The organism is Pseudomonas hunanensis (assembly GCF_013393325.1).
GTDB lineage: Bacteria > Pseudomonadota > Gammaproteobacteria > Pseudomonadales > Pseudomonadaceae > Aquipseudomonas > Aquipseudomonas putida_P.
In genome coordinates this window covers 35,446-54,410 of record NZ_QJRC01000081.1, presented here as the reverse complement: position 1 = coordinate 54,410, position 18,965 = coordinate 35,446, and the positions used below count along the sequence as shown (strand labels likewise).

Below are 18,965 nucleotides of genomic sequence, written 5' to 3'. Positions count from 1 at the left end.
CCCGAAGCCCTGGACGAAACCGACGGCACCGACTTCCCAGGCGCCGCCGAACTCTGGCAACAGCTCAACCCGCCTGCCGCCGCCAGCGCTCCAGCAAAGGACGCGCCAGCAGGCACACGAACACAGGCCCGCCTGCCAGCAGATAAAAGTAGTAAGTAACCCCTCGCCATATCAGGATCGCCGCCGCTGCGGTCGAGCTGCCCACCAAGGGTGTCAGCAAGGTGGCCGAAGTCAGCTCGGCGGCCCCGGCCCCGCCAGGCAGCAGGCTGAACTGGCCGGCACTGAGCGACAGCATCTGCACCAGGAAGCTGGGGATCCACGCCAGCTCTACCCCCAGCCCCCGCAACACCAGGAACAGCACGCTGTAGCGCAGCCCCCAGTGGACGCAGGTGAGGGTGAAAACCAGGCTCAAGGTGCGCTTGGGCAGGCGCCAGGTCTGTGCCAGGGCAGCGATGAAGTGCAGCAGTTTGCGCGCCCAGCGGCGTTTGCGCGGCGGCCCCATGCCCAGGCGCTGCAACAGCCTGCCGTTCATGCGCATTACCGTGCGTCGGTAGCGCAACAGCGCGACCACACCGGCCAGCGTTGTGCACAGCAGTAATGCACTGCCAAGCAGCATGCTTTCCTGGCTGCGGCCCAGGCTGTGGAACAGTGCGTAGCCGGCGATCGTCAGCATCGCGCAGAAGAAGAACACCAGGTCGTTCAGCTGGTCCATGGCGAATACCGCAGCGCTGCGCGCCGGGCCGATGCGATTGCGCGCCAGTAGGGCCATCAGGGTCAACGGGCCGCCACTGCCGCCGGGGGTGGTGCAGATGGCGAACTCGGTGGCCATCACCACGCCCAGGCTGCGTGCAGGGCTCAACTGCTTTGCCTGCTCGCCGAGCAACAAGCGCAGGCGCAAGGCGTTGATGAGCCAGCACGACAAAATCATGCCAAGCAATATCAGCATCAGTTGTGGGTCGAACCGGCTTAGCCTTGGCAGCAGCTCGCTACCACCCAGCAGCACGGGCACCAGCGCTGCACCCAGCAATGCCAGCGCCAGCCAGGCCCAGCGGTTCATGCTGGCACCTGGCGCTCCAGCCAGGCAGATTTGGTCAGCGGCTCGCGGCCGTCCTTCAACAGGCTTTCGAGTGTTCGCAGCCAATAGTCACGGGATGAGCGGTGGCGCATGTCCACAGGGTGCAGCCCGAGGCGCAATGTGCTCGCGTCCTGCCAGCGTTGACATTGCCAGTTGCACACTGCGCGGGACAAAGTACGACGCCATGCGCTCCGGGCACTCCAGACCAGGCCTGGCGCATCGATGGCTGTGAAGTCCGGCAAACGGTAAAGGTGTTGCGGTGTGCTGGTGTACTTCAGCGGCAGGCGGCGCAAGGCTTGCCGAGTGCCCTGGCTCATGAGCCAGGCGGGTGCGACAAAGCCTGCTACGGGCCAGCCTTGGTCCTCGAACAGCGCCAGGCCATCCTGCAGCCGGGTAAGCGCGGCGTGCTCATCGAGGCTATAGAACTCACCTTCATGCGTGTAGATGCGCCGCATGAAGTAGTCGATGGGGCTGCGCGGTGCCGGTCCTTCGTCGGCATGGGCGTAACCGTGCAGCGCCAGCTCGTCGCCGTTGGCCAGGCGTTCGTCCAGCACGCGGCAGAACGAGGGTGCCTGGTGCAGCGGATTACGCCGATGGAAGTCAGGGACCACCAGCCATGTCATGGGCACGTTGCCCAGCGCATCCACGGCGTGTACGAACGGCGCATAGTCCGGCCAGGTTTCTGGGGCCACATCATGCAATACCAGCAGGAGGCTGCGTTGCCTGGAGGAGGGCTCAAGCATGGGCACGCACCTGCGGCTGATGGCCGAGCACGGCTTGGTAGTGCTGTAGCAGGCCCGCCACCACCTTATCCCATGAATAATGTTGCTCTACATGACGACGGGCCTGCATGCCGAGCTTGCGGACCCCCGCCTCGAACGCCTCGCGCACTGCCATCGCCATCGCCCGACCCTCGTTGGGCGTGCACAGGCGGCCACACTGCTCGTTGATGATTTCAGTGAACGCACCTGCGCGTACGGCCACCACGGGTGTGGCGCTGGCCATGGCTTCGAGGATGACCAGGCCGAAGGTTTCCTGGTCGCCAGCATGCACCAGCAGGTCGGCACTGGCCATCAGCCGGGCCACCTCTGCAGCAGGGCAGAAGTGGTCGATGACGCTGACGTTGTGCGGCACGCTGGCCGGCATGTTCGAGCCCACCAGCAGCAGGTGGTAGGGGTGGCCGAGTTGCTGCATGCAGTCGAGCAGCACCGGCAGGTTCTTTTCCCGCGAGCCGCGGCCGGCGTAGATCAACAGGCGGCTGGTGTCGGCTATGCCCAGTTCGGCGCGCAGGTGCGGGTCGCGCTGGGCGGGATGGAACGTGGCAAGGTCAACGCCCAGCGGCTGCACGTGTACATCGCGCACGCCCAGGCGGCGCAATTTGTCGGCCATGACCTGGCTGGGCGCCAGTACCCGGTCGAAATTGCCGTACAGCTTGCTGACATAGGCTTCGACATTGGGCGTGAACCAGTTGCCCATGCGGTTGCTCACCAGCAACGGCAAGTCGGAATGGTAGAAACCGATTACCGGCACGTCGAGTTGGCGCCGGGCCTCCAGCGCGGCCCATGCGGTGAGGTAGGGGTCGCCGACTTCTATCAGGTCGGGTTTGAGCGTGCGCAGCGTATTGCACCATGGGGCCAGGCGTACAGGAAAACGATAGCCCTTGCCAAACGGCAAGGGTGGAGCGGGAACCTGGTAGATGCCATCGGCTTGGTGGGCGCTGGCGCCGGGGATCAACAGGCTGTGGCGTACGCCGTGGATGGCGTCGAGACGGTGATGTTTGGCATCAAGATAGGTACGTACGCCACCGCTGGCCGGGGCGTAGAACATGGTGATGTCGGCGATATGCACGATCAGCATCCCTCCGGGATCGTCTTCGGGTCTGTCATCCGGCGGTGGCTTGCCGGCGATGACGCGCCTAAAGGTTGACCTGTGTGAAGGATAGTTTGTTCGATCGGGGTTGGGTGGGGCAGGCTCGTCGAGTGGTGTTGGTTGTTTCGCGGGCTCGCCCGCCCCCACAGGTAGGGCGCAACCCTTCGGGGTTGTGCTGTCCTTGTGGGGGCGGGCGGTGCGGTCTGTATTTAGATGCGGAAGCTGCCCACCAGGTGCTTCAGGCGGCCAGCCTGCTGCTCAAGGTCGGAGCACGCGCGCAGGGTCGCCTGCAGGTTTTCCACGCCTTCCTGGTTGAGCATGTTGATCTCGTTGATGTCCATGTTGATCGCCTCGACCACGGCGGTCTGTTCTTCGGTGGCAGTGGCCACCGATTGGTTCATGCCATCGATCTCGCCAATGCGCACGGTCACGCTGTCCAGCCGCTCACCGGCCTGGTTGGCGATCTGCATGCTGTCCTGGCTGTGGCGCTGGCTCTGGTCCATGGTGTCGACCGACTCGCGGGCACCGACCTGCAGCTCTTCGATCATGGTCTGCACCTGCTGCGCCGATTCCTGGGTGCGGTGCGCCAGGTTGCGCACTTCGTCGGCAACCACGGCAAAACCACGCCCGGCTTCACCGGCGCGGGCTGCTTCGATGGCGGCGTTCAGCGCCAGCAGGTTGGTCTGCTGGGAGATGCTGGTGATCACTTCGAGGATCTGGCCGATATTCACGGTCTTGCTGTTCAGCGTTTCGATGTGCTCGCTGGACGTGACGATCAGGTCGGACAGGCGGTTCATCGCAGCAATGTTGCGCTCGACCACTTGCTGGCCCTCTTCGGCCAGCAGGCGCGCGGAACTGGCGTGCTGCGAGGCTTGAGCGGCATTGCCGGCAATTTCCTGAGCGGCGGCGCCCAACTCGTTGATGGCGGCGGCGACACTGTTGGTGCGGTTGGACTGCTCGTCGGAGTTGGTCATCGATGAATTCGAAGCACTGATGACCCGCAGGGCCACTTCGTTGACCTGCTCGGTGGCCGAAGACACTTCGCGGATGCTGCTGTGAATACGCTCGACGAACCGGTTGAAGGCGTTGCCGAGGATGCCGAATTCGTCGTGGTTGTGGATGCGCAGGCGCTTGGTCAGGTCGCCTTCACCTTCGGCAATGTCTTCCATGGCGCGCGTCATGGTGTGCAGCGGCTGCATCAACACGCGAATCAGCAAACCGAGCAGGCCGATGATGATCACCACCGCCACTACCGTGGCGATCACCGCCGAGGTGCGGAAGGTGCTGAGCATCGAGAAGGCCTTGTCCTTGTCCACCGACAAACCGATGTACCAGTTGGCCGACGGCAAGCCGGTGATCGGGGTGAAGGTCAGCAGGCGGGCCTGGCCATCGCTCTGCACTTCGGTCAGCTCGCCTGTCAGTTTTGGCGTGTGCTGCGGGAACAGGTCTGACAGTGACTTCATCACCAGGTCTTTGTCCGGGTGCACCAGGATCTTGCCCTGGTCGTTGACCAGGAAGGCATAGCCCATGCCGCCGAAGTTCAGCGAGTTGATGATCTGCACCAGGCCGTCCAGGGCCAGGTCGCCACCAACCACGCCAACGCTGCTGGAGACCTTGCTGAGGATACCGATGACCATCTTGTTGGTGGTCATGTCGATGTACGGTTCGGTCAGGGTTGCGCCGCTGGCGCTCATGCCGTCCTTGTACCAGGGACGGGTACGTGGGTCATAGCCGTCGGGCATCTTTGCGTCGGGGCGCACGCTGAAACCGCCGTCGACCTTGCCCAGGTACACGGTAAGGAAGCTGGATATCAGCGCATTCTGGCCCATCAGGGTTTCGGCGTTGGTCGGGTCCTGGGCAATGTTCTGTGCCAGGTTCTCCACCAGTTTGATGCGGCCTTCGAACAGGTTGCGGATGTTGGTCGAAGTGGAGGTGCCCATTTCAGCCAGATAGTTTTCCAGGTCCTCGCGGATCGCATTACGCTGGAGGTAATCGTTGTAGAGGGTGAAAAGGCTGAAGGCAAGTATCACGATCAGTGATGCTGCCAAAAGAATCTTGTGGCTGAAACGAAGGCTTTTGTTCATGGCGTAATCGGTTCCGCTAAGGTTTTATATCAGGCGTTCGCACGAGTGGAGCGGTAGGCAGTGCAACATCCAGAAAAGTCCCTTTTCGGTTGTTCCTCTCTATTAAGGCGAATATCACCCACAGGTATCGGCCGAATTAAGCTAAAGCTTGAGCAGAGGATTAAAGAGATGTCGGAATTTTCGACCATCGTTGTAGGTGCTGGCCCGGATGGCCAGCCTGTCGGGCAAGCAATGCGCCTGGCCAACCGCCACGGTCTGGTGGCGGGCGCAACCGGTACAGGCAAGACCGTGACCCTGCAGCACCTGGCGGAAGTGTTCAGCGACGCCGGGGTGGCGGTGTTCGCCGCTGATGTCAAAGGTGACCTCTGCGGCCTGGGCGCAGCCGGTGCACCCCAGGGCAAGGTGGCCGAGCGCATCGCCGGCATGCCGTGGCTGGGGCATACGCCTCGGGCTTACCCGGTGAGCTTGTGGGACATTGCCGGGCAGTCCGGCCACCCGCTGCGCACCACCCTCAGTGAAATGGGGCCGCTGCTGCTGGGCAACTTGCTGGAGCTGACCGACAGCCAGCAGGCGGCGCTGTATGCAGCCTTCAAGGTGGCTGACCGCGAAGGCCTGCTGCTGCTGGACCTCAAGGACCTCAAGGCTCTGCTTGCGCACCTGAAAGACAACCCGCAACTGCTCGGCGAAGACAGTGCGCTGATGACCACGGCCTCCACTCAGGCCTTGCTGCGCCGGCTCGCAACCCTTGAGCAGCAGGGAGCGGAGGCGCTGTTTGGTGAGCCGGCATTGCAGTTGGAGGACTTGCTGCGCCCGGACCCGGATGGCCGTGGCCGCATCCACTTGCTCGATGCCAGCCGGCTGGTGCACGAAGCACCCAAAGTGTATGCGACGTTCCTGTTGTGGCTGCTGGCCGAGTTGTTCGAGCAGTTGCCCGAGCGCGGCGATGCCGACAAGCCGGTGCTGGCACTGTTCTTCGATGAGGCGCACTTGCTGTTCAACGGCACGCCCAAGGCATTGCAGGACCGTCTTGAGCAAGTGGTGCGGCTCATCCGCTCCAAGGGCGTGGGGGTGTATTTCGTCACCCAGTCGCCAGGAGACTTGCCCGACGCGGTGCTGGCCCAGCTAGGTTTGCGCATACAACATGGTCTGCGGGCGTTTACTGCCAAGGAGCAGAAGGCGCTGCGGGCTGTGGCCGATGGCTTCCGCCCCAATCCTGCGTTCGACACCCTGGCGGTGTTGACTGAGTTGGGGATTGGCGAGGCGCTGGTGGGCACGCTGGAAGAAAAGGGCACGCCGGCCATGGTGCAGCGGGTACTGGTTGCACCGCCGCAGTCACGTATAGGGCCGCTGAGTGCAGTTGAGCGCAGTGCGTTGGTTGCGGCCTCGCCGTTGGCGGGGCGCTATGACAAGCCTGTGGACCGTGAGTCGGCCTATGAGATGCTGACCCAGCGCAAGGGCGAGGCGGTGGAACCGGCGCCGCAACCGAAGGCGGATGAGGAGAGCTTTTCCGACAAGGCCGGTGAGTTCTTGCAGAGTGCGGCGGGGCAGGCGATCAAGTCGGCGGTACGCCAGGCGGCCAACCAGTTGGGGCGGCAGTTGGTACGCGGGTTGATGGGGTCGTTGCTCGGCGGCAAGAAAAAGTGATGACCTGCACCTGGCAGGCGACCTGCTCCTACTAAGTGCAGGAAAATAGCCATAGAAAAGGCGCCCTTGGGCGCCTTTTTCTATTGCGGTGTCCGTCAGCCAATGGCTTTGGACGCCAGCCAGAACAGGCCGGCCGCCAAGCCCATCGAGGCAGGCAGGGTCAGGATCCAGGCCAGCAGGATGGTCTTCACGGTGCCGCCTTGCAGGCCACTTTTGTTGGCGACCATGGTGCCGGCCACACCGGACGACAGCACATGGGTGGTCGATACCGGCAGGGCGAACACGTTGGCCATGCCGATGGCGCAGGCTGCGGTGATCTGTGCCGACATACCTTGGGCGTATGTCATGCCCTGTTTGCCGATCTTCTCGCCAACGGTCAACACCACACGCTTCCAGCCAACCATGGTGCCAAGGCCCAGGGCCAGGGCGACGGCCACGATTACCCAGAATGGGGCGTATTCGGTGGTGGCGGTGAGGTCTTTGCGCAGTTTCTCAAGGTCGGCCTTTTCACGGGCTTCCAGGCCTGGCAGTTTGCCAACCTTCTTCGCCGTGTCATCCAGGCACAGCAGGTAGCGACGCACTTCGACGCGCTTCTCGGCGTCCAGGCTGTGGTAGTCGGTCACGCCTTGCAACGAGGACTGCAGTGCGGCGATGGTCGGTTCGGTCTGCTGTGGGTTGCAGCTGAACTGCTCCGGCAGGTCGCTGGCCTTGGCCTTGCCCAGTGCCAGGAATTCGCCCAGGGTCGCGGCATTGCGCTGGTAGAACTGGCTCATGTGCAGGGTAGCGTCGCGGGTACGCTCGATCTGGTACGTGGTGCTGTTCAGGTCGAGGACGAACTTGGCCGGGACGATACCGATCAGTACCAGCATGATCAGGCCGATGCCTTTCTGGCCGTCGTTGGAGCCGTGCACGAAGCTTACACCCATGGCGGAAACCACCAGGACCAGGCGGTTCCAGAACGGCGGGTGCTTCTTGTCGTCGAGCTTGCGGCGCTGCTCGGGGGTTTTGTGCATCTTCGACAGCGGGCGCCACCATTTCAGGCCGATCAGCACCAGGGCGGCAACGGCGAAGCCGGCCATGGGCGAGACCACCAGCGACATGGCGATGTCGATCGCCTTTTGCCAGTTGACGCCGTCGCCCAGCGGGATGTCGTTGATCAGGGCGTTGGCCAAGCCGACACCGAGAATGGAGCCGATCAGCGTGTGCGAGCTGGAGGCCGGGATGCCGAAGTACCAAGTGCCCAGGTTCCAGGTGATGGCCGCAGCCAGCAGCGAGAAGACCATGGCCAGGCCGTGTCCGGTGTTCACATTGATCAGCAGCTCTACCGGCAGCAGGTGCACGATGGCATAGGCCACCCCAACACCACCGAGCAGAACGCCAAGGAAGTTGAACACGCCGGAGAAGAACACGGCGAGGTGCGGCGGCATGGCTTTGGTATAGATGACAGTAGCTACCGCGTTGGCGGTGTCATGAAAGCCATTGATGAACTCGAAGGCGAGTACGAAGGTCAAGGCGAGCAGCAGGCTCACCAACACCCAGGCATCCAGTCCGCTGAATAAATCGATCATGAAGGTTGTCTGGCGGGTCATAGGGGGGCGGGATTATGCCAGAAAACCTTGGCAATCGATGCACCTGCTGCAGACCGATGGCAATCTTCATGGCGCACGCGAGCCGTGCTTGACGGGGACTATGGGTAGGTGAAAATCGGCTAAAAAGCACAAACGCTGGCGAAAAAAGACATAAAAGCGAAGAAAAATCCGCTTCGCCATTATTCAAACGGCCGTATGAAATTTGTGTAATTCCATTTCATCATCAGCCGGACAGTAAAAATCGACCGCGCCCGGGCTGGCCGGGCGACGACGCGCGGGCGTGGCTCCGAGCCTCAGGGATTGTCGCTGCGCAGTTCCTTTTCCATGCGTTCCAGTTCCTGGCTGAAGGACTGGTCACGCACGCTGGCACGTTTGCGCCAAGGTTTGCGTTCTGGATCCGGTTGTGCGGCGTAAGTGGTGACTTCGCCACCGTAAACATCCTTGTAACGTTCAGCCTGGCGCTCGAGTTCTGCGCGCAGTTCATCTTTCGTCACATGCAGTACCTGAATGAAGAGTAATGACTGTTGTTATGCATGGTGCACATGCACATGCCTTGCTGGCCGCAACGGCTTGATACAGCGGAAGGTTCCATTACCACGGTAGCGTGGGGGCCTGCGTAATCGATTATAGCAATCGATAATTTGCCGAACATCGTTATTTACCAAACCTGACATCAGCTGATGCAAGTACTGGGATGTGTTCGGAATCAGTTTGGACCTTTCGTACAAGTTTGAAAGGCGTCACCGATAAAAGTTCGCTGCATTGCCGGAGCGCGGCTGTAATGAAAAACGGCCTCGCCGGAAGGCGAGGCCGTTGCCTGGGGACTTCTACGGTGGGTACCTGACCAGTCTCTCCAAAGAAGCCACAAGTGGCATGAGAAAGGTATAAGCAAAAGTGTCGGCGGTCAATTGCGATTATCGGCCGTTTGTTCGATAATCGCACGAACCGGCGTTTTTTTTGAGGTGTGCGATGAGTGACGAAACCCTGGGCAACGATTCCGGCAATCCGGAGGCAGCACGACCTGCTTCGGCTGCCATGGCGCCGCCGATCGTGGCCTCCCCGGCCAAGCGCATCCAGGCCTTTACCGGTGATCCGGACTTCATGACCTCCCTGGCGCGTGGCCTGGCCGTGATCCAGGCGTTCCAGGAGCGCAAACGCCACCTGACCATCGCCCAGATCAGCCACCGCACCGAAATCCCCCGCGCAGCGGTGCGCCGTTGCCTGCACACGTTGATCAAGCTCGGTTACGCCACCACAGACGGGCGTACCTATTCGCTGCTGCCCAAAGTGCTGACCCTGGGGCATGCGTACCTGTCGTCGACGCCGCTGGCGATTTCTGCCCAACCCTACCTGGACCGCATCAGCGATCAGTTGCATGAGGCGGCCAACATGGCCACCCTCGAAGGTGACGACATCCTTTATATAGCGCGTTCGGCCACGGTGGAGCGGCTGATTTCGGTCGACCTGTCGGTGGGCGGTCGCTTGCCGGCGTATTGCACGTCGATGGGGCGCATTCTGCTGGCGGCCATGGACGACACCAGCCTGCGTGAGTACCTGGACCGTGCCGACCTGAAGGCGCGCACCAGTCGGACGCTGAATGACCCAGAGTCATTGTTTGCCTGCATCCAGCAGGTACGCGCCCAAGGGTGGTGCGTGGTGGACCAGGAGCTGGAGCAGGGGTTGCGCTCGATTGCAGTGCCGGTTTACGACGCTTCGGGGCAAGTGTTGGCGGCATTGAACGTGAGCACCCATGTTGGCCGGGTGACGCGCAGCGAGCTGGAGCAGCGGTTCTTGCCGATTCTGCTGGCGGCCAGCCGCGACCTTTGCCATCAGTTGTTCGGGTGAGGCCGCAGGGGCCGCAAAGCGGCCCCAAAATAGAACAGGCAAAACCGTTTCTTGTGCGATAAACGCACAGTGTCGTTCCGGGTGAATTGCTTCACCTACGCCCGCTGATTAATGTTTCTCGCAGCGGTCGGCTTGCCGACCGAACAAGAAAAACATAAGAGGCACTTACCCATGAATACTGTCACCTCGCTGCTGCGGCCGCACCCGCACGCAGTACCGTTGTATCCAGGCTGACGCAGCCCCTATTTCCAATCATCGCCCTCTTGCACCGGTTATTCGCGTGCAGTGGCCTTGCTGTGCCCCACATTCTGGATAACAACAATGAACCAAGCACAAACCAACGTCGGCAAAAGCCTCGACGTTCAGTCGTTCATCAATCAGCAGCCGCTGTCCCGCTATCAGTGGCGGGTCGTGCTGTTGTGCTTCCTGATCGTTTTTCTCGATGGCCTGGACACCGCCGCCATGGGTTTCATTGCCCCGGCCCTGTCGCAGGAGTGGGGGATCGATCGCGCCAGCCTCGGCCCGGTGATGAGTGCCGCATTGATCGGGATGGTGTTCGGCGCCTTGGGCTCCGGGCCGCTGGCTGACCGTTTCGGCCGCAAAGGCGTGCTGGTGGGTGCTGTGCTGGTGTTCGGTGGCTTCAGCCTGGCCTCGGCCTATGCCACCAACGTCGACCAACTGCTGGTGTTGCGCTTCCTGACAGGGCTGGGCCTGGGGGCAGGTATGCCCAATGCCACCACGTTGCTGTCCGAATACACCCCTGAACGCCTCAAGTCGTTGCTGGTGACCAGCATGTTCTGCGGTTTCAACCTGGGCATGGCGGGTGGTGGCTTCATCTCCGCCAAGCTGATCCCGGCCTACGGCTGGCACAGCCTGCTGGTGATCGGTGGCGTGTTGCCGTTGCTGCTGGCACTGGTGTTGATGCTCTGGCTGCCGGAGTCGGCGCGGTTCCTGGTAGTACGCAACCGAGGCACCGACAAGGTGCGCAAGACTTTGTCGCCGATTGCGCCGCACGTAGTGGCCGAGGCCGGCAGCTTCAGCGTGCCGGAACAAAAGGCGGTGGCTGCACGCAACGTGTTTGCGGTGATCTTCTCTGGCACCTATGGGCTGGGCACCGTGCTGCTGTGGCTGACCTATTTCATGGGCCTGGTGATCGTCTACCTGCTGACCAGTTGGCTACCCACCCTGATGCGTGACAGCGGCGCGAGCATGGAACAGGCCGCGTTCATCGGCGCGCTGTTCCAGTTCGGTGGCGTGCTCAGTGCAGTTGGCGTGGGTTGGGCCATGGACCGTTTCAACCCACACAAGGTGATCGGCATTTTCTACCTGCTGGCCGGGGTGTTCGCCTACGCCGTGGGGCAGAGCCTGGGCAACATCACCTTGCTGGCCACGCTGGTGCTGATCGCCGGCATGTGCGTGAACGGTGCACAGTCGGCGATGCCATCTTTGGCGGCACGCTTCTACCCCACCCAGGGCCGGGCCACCGGTGTATCGTGGATGCTGGGTATCGGCCGCTTTGGCGCGATTCTGGGGGCCTGGAGCGGCGCGACGCTGCTGGGCCTGGGCTGGAACTTCGAGCAAGTGCTGACCGCACTGTTGGTGCCGGCGGCGCTGGCGGCCGTGGGTGTGATCGTGAAGGGCCTGGTGAGTCACGCGGACGCGACGTGATCAGCGGTGGGCCGCTATGCGGCCCATTCGCAGCAACGGCTCGATGCTTAGGCAAGCAACAAATGGTTCGATAATCGCACATATAGTCGATTATCGAATTGAAAGCTACCTGCCAGTCTCCTTAATCTGGGGCCACCGAAGCACCCTGACCAGGAGCCTCCAAATGCCACGTGCAGACCATTACCGAATCCACCCAAGTCGAGCTGTCCACCCTGTGTGACCTCGAAGCCCGTACCGCCGCAGCCCATGGCCAAGTGGCAGGAGAAAGCCTGATGCACGACGTATTCATCTGTGACGCCATCCGCACCCCGATCGGCCGCTTCGGCGGCGCCCTGGCCAGCGTGCGGGCCGATGACCTGGCCGCCGTGCCGCTGAAGGCGCTGATCGAGCGCAACCCCGGCGTGCAGTGGGACCAGGTGGACGAGGTGTTCTTCGGCTGCGCCAACCAGGCCGGTGAAGACAACCGCAACGTGGCACGCATGGCGCTGCTGCTGGCCGGCCTGCCGGACAGCATCCCCGGCGTCACCCTGAACCGCCTGTGCGCATCGGGCATGGATGCCATCGGCACCGCCTTCCGCGCCATTGCCAGTGGCGAAATGGAGCTGGTGATTGCCGGTGGTGTCGAGTCGATGTCGCGCGCCCCGTTCGTCATGGGCAAAGCCGAAAGCGGTTATTCGCGCAACATGAAGCTGGAAGACACCACCATCGGCTGGCGCTTCATCAACCCACTGATGAAGCACCAGTACGGCGTGGATTCCATGCCGGAGACCGCCGACAACGTGGCCGACGACTATCAGGTTTCGCGTGCTGACCAGGACGCTTTCGCCCTGCGCAGCCAGCAGAAAGCTGCAGCCGCCCAAGCGGCGGGCTACTTCGCCGAAGAGATCGTGCCGGTGCGCATTGCGCACAAGAAGGGCGAAACCATCGTTGAGCGTGACGAGCACCTGCGCCCGGAAACCACGCTGGAAGCGCTGACCAAGCTCAAGCCGGTCAATGGCCCTGACAAGACGGTCACCGCTGGCAACGCCTCGGGTGTGAACGATGGTGCGGCGGCGCTGATCCTGGCGTCGGCCGCAGCGGTGAAGAAACACGGCCTGACCCCACGTGCCCGCGTGTTGGGCATGGCCAGTGGCGGCGTTGCGCCACGTGTCATGGGCATTGGCCCGGTGCCGGCGGTGCGCAAGTTGACCGAGCGCCTGGGTGTGGCGGTCAGTGATTTCGATGTGATCGAGCTTAACGAAGCGTTTGCCAGCCAAGGCCTGGCGGTGTTGCGTGAGCTGGGTGTGGCCGACGACGCGCCGCAGGTGAACCCTAACGGCGGCGCGATCGCCCTGGGTCACCCGCTGGGCATGAGCGGTGCGCGCCTGGTGCTGACTGCACTGCATCAGTTGGAGAGGAGTGGTGGGCGCAAGGGCCTGGCAACCATGTGTGTGGGTGTCGGTCAGGGCCTGGCACTGGCCATCGAGCGGGTTTGACCTGTACCGGCCTCTTCGCGGGCAAGCCCGCTCCCACAGGTGGAACCACGCCTCCTACTGTGGGAGCGGGCTTGCCCGCGAAGAGGCCGGACCTGTTAGACACAAGGCCAATTGCCAGCCTGATAGCGGAACGAGTGTGTTACCAGGTATGTCTAGACTTACCTAGGACCCTCCAGGAGTAAAACCGTCATGACCTCAACCTATTACACCGGCGAAGAACGCAGCAAGCGCATCTTCGCCATTGTCGGTGCCTCATCAGGCAACCTGGTGGAATGGTTCGACTTCTACGTCTACGCCTTTTGCGCGATCTACTTCGCCCCGGCCTTCTTCCCCTCCGATGACCCTACCGTGCAGCTGTTGAACACGGCAGGCGTGTTCGCTGCAGGCTTTTTGATGCGCCCCATCGGTGGCTGGATCTTCGGCCGTCTCGCTGACCGCCACGGTCGCAAGAATTCCTTGATGATCTCGGTGCTGATGATGTGTTTCGGCTCCTTGATGATCGCTTGCCTGCCTACCTATGCCAGCATCGGCACCTGGGCCCCGGCGCTGCTGTTGCTGGCCCGCCTGATCCAGGGCCTGTCGGTGGGTGGCGAATACGGCACCACCGCCACCTACATGAGTGAAGTGGCCCTGCGCGGCCAGCGCGGTTTCTTTGCTTCGTTCCAGTACGTCACCCTGATTGGCGGCCAGTTGCTGGCGGTGCTGGTGGTGGTGATCCTGCAACAACTGCTGACTGAAGATGAACTGCGGGCCTGGGGCTGGCGCATCCCATTCGTGGTGGGCGCCATCGCCGCGCTGATCTCGCTGATGCTGCGCCGCTCGCTGCACGAGACCAGCAGCGCCGAAACCCGTAATGACAAGGATGCAGGTTCGATTGGTGGCCTGTTCCGCAACCACGCAGCGGCGTTCATCACGGTGCTGGGTTACACCGCTGGCGGCTCGTTGATCTTCTACACCTTCACCACCTACATGCAGAAGTACCTGGTCAACACTGCAGGCATGACGGCGAAAAACGCCAGCTACGTGATGACCGGTGCGCTGTTCCTGTTCATGGTGCTGCAGCCGTTCTTCGGCATGTTGTCGGACCGCATCGGTCGGCGCAACTCGATGCTGCTGTTCGGCGCTTTGGGTACCCTGTTCACCGTGCCATTGCTGATGGCGCTGAAAACCGTGACCAGCCCGTTCATGGCCTTCGTTCTGATCAGCCTGGCCTTGTGTATCGTCAGTTTCTACACCTCCATCAGCGGCCTGGTGAAGGCCGAGATGTTCCCGCCGCAAGTACGCGCGCTGGGTGTGGGCCTGGCCTATGCGGTGGCCAACGCGGCATTCGGCGGTTCGGCCGAGTACGTGGCCTTGGGCCTGAAAACCCTGGGCATGGAAAACACCTTCTACTGGTACGTGACGGCGATGATGGCGATTGCCTTCCTGTTCAGCCTGCGCCTGCCGAAGCAGGCGGCGTACCTGCACCATGATGATTAAGGACGCTGCATGAGCAACCAACTGTTCGACGCCTACTTCACCGCGCCGGCCATGCGCGAGGTTTTTTCCGACCGTGGCCGGCTGCAGGGCATGCTCGATTTCGAAGCCGCGCTGGCCCATGCCGAGGCCGCTGCCGGGCTGGTCCCGCACAGCGCTGTGGCGGCCATCGAGGCGGCGTGCCAGGCCGAGCGCTATGACGTTGGCGCGCTGGCCAATGCCATCGCCACCGCTGGTAACTCGGCGATCCCGCTGGTGAAGGCGTTGGGCAAGGTGATTGCCACGGGCGTGCCTGAAGCCGAGCGCTATGTGCACCTGGGGGCTACCAGCCAGGACGCGATGGACACCGGTCTTGTGTTGCAGTTGCGCGATGCCCTCGATTTGATCGAGGCCGACCTTGGCAAACTGGCCGACACCCTGTCGCAGCAGGCCTTGAAGCATGCCGATACGCCATTGGTGGGCCGCACCTGGCTGCAGCACGCCACCCCTGTGACCCTGGGCATGAAACTGGCCGGTGTGTTGGGCGCCTTGACCCGCCACCGTCAGCGCCTGCGGGAACTTCGTCCGCGCCTGCTGGTGCTGCAGTTCGGCGGTGCCTCGGGCAGCCTGGCGGCACTGGGCAGCAAGGCGATGCCGGTGGCTGAAGCGCTGGCCGAGCAACTCAAGCTGACCCTGCCCGAGCAACCCTGGCACACCCAGCGCGACCGCCTGGTGGAATTTGCCTCGGTACTGGGCCTGGTTGCCGGCAGCCTGGGCAAGTTCGGCCGCGATATCAGCCTGCTGATGCAAACCGAGGCGGGGGAGGTGTTCGAACCTTCCGCACCAGGCAAGGGCGGTTCTTCGACCATGCCGCACAAGCGCAACCCGGTCGGTGCCGCGGTGTTGATCGGTGCTGCCACTCGCGTGCCGGGCCTGCTGTCGACGCTGTTCGCCGCCATGCCCCAGGAGCACGAGCGCAGCCTCGGCCTGTGGCACGCCGAATGGGAAACCCTGCCGGATATCTGCTGCCTGGTCTCTGGCGCCCTGCGCCAGGCCCAGGTGATTGCCGAGGGCATGGAGGTGGATGCCGTGCGCATGCGCCACAACCTCGATCTGACCCAAGGCCTGGTGCTGGCCGAAGCGGTGAGCATCGTCCTCGCCCAACGCCTGGGCCGTGACCGTGCTCACCACCTGTTGGAACAATGCTGCCAGCGCGCGGTGGCTGAACAGCGCCACCTGCGTGCTGTGCTGGGTGACGAGCCGCAGGTCAGCGCCGAGCTGTCTGGCGAAGAACTCGATCGCCTGCTCGACCCTGCCCATTACCTGGGCCAGGCCCGCGTCTGGGTGGCGCGCGCCGTATCCGAACATCAACATTTCACTGCCTGAAGGAGACTGCTGTGGCGCATTTGCAACTGGCCGATGGCGTTTTGAACTACCACATCGATGGCCCGGACAACGCCCCGGTGCTGGTATTGTCCAACTCGCTGGGTACCGACCTGGGCATGTGGGACACCCAGATTCCGCTGTGGAGCCAGCACTTCCGTGTGCTGCGCTACGACACCCGTGGCCATGGCGCATCGCTGGTCACCGAAGGCCCTTACAGCATCGAACAGCTGGGCCTTGACGTGCTGGCCCTGCTCGATGGCCTGGACATCCAGAAAGCGCACTTCGTCGGCCTGTCGATGGGGGGGCTGATCGGCCAGTGGCTGGGCATCAACGCCGGCGAGCGCCTGCACAGCCTGACCCTGTGCAACACCGCCGCCAAGATCGCCAATGACGAGGTGTGGAACACCCGTATCGACACCGTGCTCAAAGGTGGCCAGCAGGCCATGGTCGATCTGCGCGATGGTTCCATCGCCCGTTGGTTCACCCCAGGCTTTGCCCAGGCCCAGCCAGAGCAAGCCCAGCGCATTTGCCAGATGCTGGCGCAAACCAGCCCGCAGGGCTATGCCGGTAACTGCGCAGCAGTGCGTGACGCCGATTACCGTGAGCAACTGGGCCGCATCCAGGTGCCTGCACTGATCGTTGCCGGCACCGAAGACGTGGTCACCACCCCTGAACATGGCCGCTTCATGCAGGCCGGTATCCAAGGTGCCGAGTACGTCGACTTCCCGGCAGCGCACCTGTCCAACGTCGAAATTGGCGAGGCGTTCAGCCGCCGCGTGCTCGACTTCCTGCTGGCTCACTGAGGGCAACGCCATGGATGAAAAACAACGTTACGACGCCGGCATGCAAGTGCGCCGAGCGGTGCTTGGCGATGCCCATGTGGACCGCAGCCTGGAGAAGCTCAACGACTTCAACGGCGAATTCCAGGAAATGATCACCCGCCACGCCTGGGGTGATATCTGGACCCGCCCAGGCCTGCCGCGCCATACCCGTAGCCTGATCACCATCGCCATGCTGATCGGCATGAACCGCAACGACGAGCTGAAGCTGCACCTGCGGGCGGCGGCCAACAACGGCGTGACCCGCGACGAGATCAAGGAAGTGCTGATGCAGAGCGCGATTTACTGCGGCATTCCGGCAGCCAATGCCACCTTCCACATGGCTGAGTCGGTGTGGGACGAGCTGGGTGTAGAGTCGCGTAGCTGAGTGCTACGCGGTCGCTCCTACACAGACCGCATCACAACAGGGCCTGCGTTGTTTTCTACGGCCTGTTTCAGGGCCGGGCACAGGCCCAGCATGAACGCGGCTTCTGCCACCACGAACAGCGGCCCGATGATCAAGCCGCTGACATCGTCGACGAAGGCCGGTTTGCGGCCTTCATAGTAGTGGCCGACGAACTGGATGATCCAACCCACCACGAATGCCCCTAGCCCGGCGCTGAGCCACAGTGCAGTCGTTTGCACTGCCAGCACCTGCCCGACCCACAGACATAGCCCCAGCAATGCACCCATCACCAGGCCGAAGCGCAGGTCCAGGCGCAGGTAGAACCATACCGATGCCGCCGCTGCCAGCAGGGCAGGGGAAAGCCACATGCCGGCAAATTCCCAGCCTGGGCGTGAAAGCAGGATGGTGACCGCCAGCACGATCAAAGGGATACCGATGAAGTGAGTGATGATGTTGCGTGGGTCGCGATGGTAGCTGGCGTACTGGCTCAGGTGGTCGACGAGGGTTTTCATTGTTATGCCTCCCTGGTTTGCCTGATCGGGGTGTATTGCCTGTACCCGCGAAGAGGCCGGTACAGGCAACCGATATAGCTCAGGATAGCCTGCGGCTACCACCATCATCAGCTCAGCGAATGGCAGCAGCCCGTACAGGCGTATCCAGCCCCACCAGTGTCTCGATCATCGCCCGCGCCGCTGGCGACAGACGGTAGCCACTGCGGCTGACCACGCCACAGCGAACGCTCAACACTTCCAGCGCCGGCGGCAGGTTGCGCCAGTGCAGGCGCACCAGGCTTCCGTTGGCCAGGTCATCGGCCACGGCCTCTTCACTGGCAGTGCCGATAGCATCGCTGGCCTGCACCACGCTGCGCAGTATGGCCAGGTGCTCGGTTTGCAGGTGCGGCGTGAAGTCGCTTCGCCCACTGAGGTTGGCCAGGCGTTTGCGTACACCGGGGTCAAGCAAAGCGCTGGCCAGCGGGTAGCTGAACAGGTCGTTGGTCGACAGGCTGTCCTTGGCCAGCAACGGGTGGCCAGGGCGGCAGAAGAAAAGGCCGGGGCGGGGTGACAAGGCTTCGGTGTGGAAGTTGGGGTCGGCTTCGAACGGGCGGATATCGTCGACGAAAAACTCGATCTGTTCACGGCGCAGGGCCTGACCCAGGCGTTCGGTATTGTCCACCAGCAGCGAGGTGCGGATGCCTGGGTGGCGTTCGATGAAGTGGCGCAAGGCATCGGGCACCAGGCGCACGGCCAGCGCCGGGCCACTGCCGAAGTGCAGTTCGCCGGCGTCGAGCTTGGTCATTTGCAGCACTTCGTTGCTCAACTGCGCAGCCCCCTGTACCAGGCGCCGGGCATGTTGCAGCACCACAAGGCCTTCTGGGGTGGGCGGCAGGGCTTTGCTGGCGCGGTCGACCAGTGGGCAGCCGAACGTGTGTTCCAGGCCCTGGATGGCGCGGCTGAAGGCGGGTTGGGTGATGCCCATGGCCTCGGCGGCCCGAACGAAACTGCGGTATTCGGTGAGGGCAATGAAGTAGCGCAGCTGGCGGAGGTCCATGTCACGGCTCTGGGGCGGGGATCAGGGCTCTATTCAAGCGGTTACAGCTTATATCGTCAAAGAAGCTTTAAGGATTTGTTTATTTCTTTTGGTTATTTTGTTG

15 protein-coding genes and 2 pseudogenes are annotated in these 18,965 nt (G+C 62.7%); 8 read left to right on the top strand and 9 right to left on the bottom strand.

All coding sequences use genetic code 11. The features are described from left to right. Positions 1-64 precede the first annotated feature (64 nt). The 5 genes and pseudogenes from gpgF to DM807_RS28095 all read right to left on the bottom strand — a co-directional run. On the bottom strand, positions 65-1,057 hold the full coding sequence (gpgF, locus tag DM807_RS10200) for a glucosaminyl phosphatidylglycerol flippase (RefSeq protein ID WP_060514019.1): 993 nt from the start codon (positions 1,055-1,057) through the stop codon (positions 65-67). Continuing rightward, entirely contained in the window at positions 1,054-1,818 is a 765-nt protein-coding gene (gene gpgD / locus DM807_RS10195; RefSeq protein WP_060494705.1) for an N-acetylglucosaminyl phosphatidylglycerol deacetylase, read from the bottom strand. Before gpgD ends, gpgF begins: the two co-directional genes overlap by 4 nt. Further along, on the bottom strand, positions 1,811-2,932 hold the full coding sequence (gene gpgS / locus DM807_RS10190; protein ID WP_012273994.1) for an N-acetylglucosaminyl phosphatidylglycerol synthase: 1,122 nt from the start codon (positions 2,930-2,932) through the stop codon (positions 1,811-1,813). The genes gpgD and gpgS overlap by 8 nt, the downstream gene beginning before the upstream one ends. A 221-nt stretch (positions 2,933-3,153) precedes the next feature. Beyond that, positions 3,154-3,750: pseudogene (locus DM807_RS28100) on the bottom strand (methyl-accepting chemotaxis protein); the annotation flags it as partial. 261 nt (positions 3,751-4,011) lie between these two features. Beyond that, positions 4,012-5,028 (bottom strand): annotated as a pseudogene (locus DM807_RS28095) (cache domain-containing protein); the annotation flags it as partial. A gap of 168 nt (positions 5,029-5,196) precedes the next feature. On the opposite strand from DM807_RS28095, the gene DM807_RS10180 reads away from it, so the two are divergent. Further along, positions 5,197-6,672 carry a helicase HerA-like domain-containing protein gene (locus tag DM807_RS10180; protein WP_060494382.1) on the top strand — a complete coding sequence of 492 codons (1,476 nt, stop codon included), beginning with the start codon at positions 5,197-5,199 and terminating at the stop codon, positions 6,670-6,672. Between the two features lie 95 nt (positions 6,673-6,767). Here the strand turns inward: DM807_RS10180 and DM807_RS10175 are convergent, their stop codons facing one another. Beyond that, a complete protein-coding gene (locus DM807_RS10175) occupies positions 6,768-8,240 on the bottom strand; it encodes an inorganic phosphate transporter (protein ID WP_041166780.1) in 1,473 nt (490 codons plus the stop codon). Between the two features lie 314 nt (positions 8,241-8,554). Next, positions 8,555-8,755 carry a hypothetical protein gene (locus DM807_RS10170; protein WP_012273990.1) on the bottom strand — a complete coding sequence of 67 codons (201 nt, stop codon included), beginning with the start codon at positions 8,753-8,755 and terminating at the stop codon, positions 8,555-8,557. Between the two features lie 475 nt (positions 8,756-9,230). Here DM807_RS10170 and pcaR point away from each other — a divergent pair, with 475 nt between their 5' ends. The 7 genes from pcaR to pcaC all read left to right on the top strand — a co-directional run bounded on the left by pcaR (position 9,231) and on the right by pcaC (position 17,296). Then, positions 9,231-10,106, top strand: a complete 876-nt coding sequence (gene pcaR / locus DM807_RS10165; protein ID WP_012273989.1) for a pca regulon transcriptional regulator PcaR — start codon at positions 9,231-9,233, stop codon at positions 10,104-10,106. A gap of 321 nt (positions 10,107-10,427) precedes the next feature. Then, positions 10,428-11,774 carry a 4-hydroxybenzoate transporter PcaK gene (gene pcaK, locus DM807_RS10160; protein WP_012273988.1) on the top strand — a complete coding sequence of 449 codons (1,347 nt, stop codon included), beginning with the start codon at positions 10,428-10,430 and terminating at the stop codon, positions 11,772-11,774. A 269-nt stretch (positions 11,775-12,043) separates the two neighbouring features. Then, entirely contained in the window at positions 12,044-13,249 is a 1,206-nt protein-coding gene (gene pcaF / locus DM807_RS10155; RefSeq protein ID WP_171577222.1) for a 3-oxoadipyl-CoA thiolase, read from the top strand. Positions 13,250-13,438: 189 nt separating this feature from the next. Then, positions 13,439-14,728: an MFS family transporter gene (locus DM807_RS10150; RefSeq protein ID WP_012273986.1), complete on the top strand. Its 1,290-nt coding sequence runs from the start codon at positions 13,439-13,441 to the stop codon at positions 14,726-14,728. Between the two features lie 9 nt (positions 14,729-14,737). Beyond that, on the top strand, positions 14,738-16,090 hold the full coding sequence (locus tag DM807_RS10145; RefSeq protein WP_060494381.1) for a 3-carboxy-cis,cis-muconate cycloisomerase: 1,353 nt from the start codon (positions 14,738-14,740) through the stop codon (positions 16,088-16,090). Positions 16,091-16,101: 11 nt separating this feature from the next. Then, positions 16,102-16,893 (top strand): 3-oxoadipate enol-lactonase, encoded by a 792-nt coding sequence (gene pcaD, locus DM807_RS10140; protein ID WP_179027343.1) that lies wholly within the window; start codon positions 16,102-16,104, stop codon positions 16,891-16,893. 10 nt (positions 16,894-16,903) lie between these two features. Further along, positions 16,904-17,296 carry a 4-carboxymuconolactone decarboxylase gene (pcaC, locus tag DM807_RS10135; RefSeq protein WP_012273983.1) on the top strand — a complete coding sequence of 131 codons (393 nt, stop codon included), beginning with the start codon at positions 16,904-16,906 and terminating at the stop codon, positions 17,294-17,296. Positions 17,297-17,313: 17 nt separating this feature from the next. Here the strand turns inward: pcaC and DM807_RS10130 are convergent, their stop codons facing one another. After that, entirely contained in the window at positions 17,314-17,826 is a 513-nt protein-coding gene (locus DM807_RS10130; RefSeq protein ID WP_060494380.1) for an Mpo1 family 2-hydroxy fatty acid dioxygenase, read from the bottom strand. Positions 17,827-17,938: 112 nt separating this feature from the next. Next, positions 17,939-18,862 carry a LysR family transcriptional regulator gene (locus tag DM807_RS10125; protein ID WP_060514022.1) on the bottom strand — a complete coding sequence of 308 codons (924 nt, stop codon included), beginning with the start codon at positions 18,860-18,862 and terminating at the stop codon, positions 17,939-17,941. Between the last annotated feature and the right edge of the window lie 103 nt (positions 18,863-18,965).

Bases quoted from the DNA above. Each gene is read 5' to 3' on its own strand.
- pcaC (WP_012273983.1), top strand. From the start codon at position 16,904: ATGGATGAAAAACAACGTTACGACGCCGGCATGCAAGTGCGCCGAGCG.
- pcaR (WP_012273989.1), top strand. From the start codon at position 9,231: ATGAGTGACGAAACCCTGGGCAACGATTCCGGCAATCCGGAGGCAGCA.
- DM807_RS10145 (WP_060494381.1), top strand. From the start codon at position 14,738: ATGAGCAACCAACTGTTCGACGCCTACTTCACCGCGCCGGCCATGCGC.
- DM807_RS10180 (WP_060494382.1), top strand. From the start codon at position 5,197: ATGTCGGAATTTTCGACCATCGTTGTAGGTGCTGGCCCGGATGGCCAG.
- gpgD (WP_060494705.1), bottom strand. From the start codon at position 1,818: ATGCTTGAGCCCTCCTCCAGGCAACGCAGCCTCCTGCTGGTATTGCAT.
- DM807_RS10130 (WP_060494380.1), bottom strand. From the start codon at position 17,826: ATGAAAACCCTCGTCGACCACCTGAGCCAGTACGCCAGCTACCATCGC.
- gpgS (WP_012273994.1), bottom strand. From the start codon at position 2,932: ATGCTGATCGTGCATATCGCCGACATCACCATGTTCTACGCCCCGGCC.
- pcaK (WP_012273988.1), top strand. From the start codon at position 10,428: ATGAACCAAGCACAAACCAACGTCGGCAAAAGCCTCGACGTTCAGTCG.
- DM807_RS10125 (WP_060514022.1), bottom strand. From the start codon at position 18,862: ATGGACCTCCGCCAGCTGCGCTACTTCATTGCCCTCACCGAATACCGC.
- DM807_RS10150 (WP_012273986.1), top strand. From the start codon at position 13,439: ATGACCTCAACCTATTACACCGGCGAAGAACGCAGCAAGCGCATCTTC.
- gpgF (WP_060514019.1), bottom strand. From the start codon at position 1,057: ATGAACCGCTGGGCCTGGCTGGCGCTGGCATTGCTGGGTGCAGCGCTG.
- DM807_RS10175 (WP_041166780.1), bottom strand. From the start codon at position 8,240: ATGATCGATTTATTCAGCGGACTGGATGCCTGGGTGTTGGTGAGCCTG.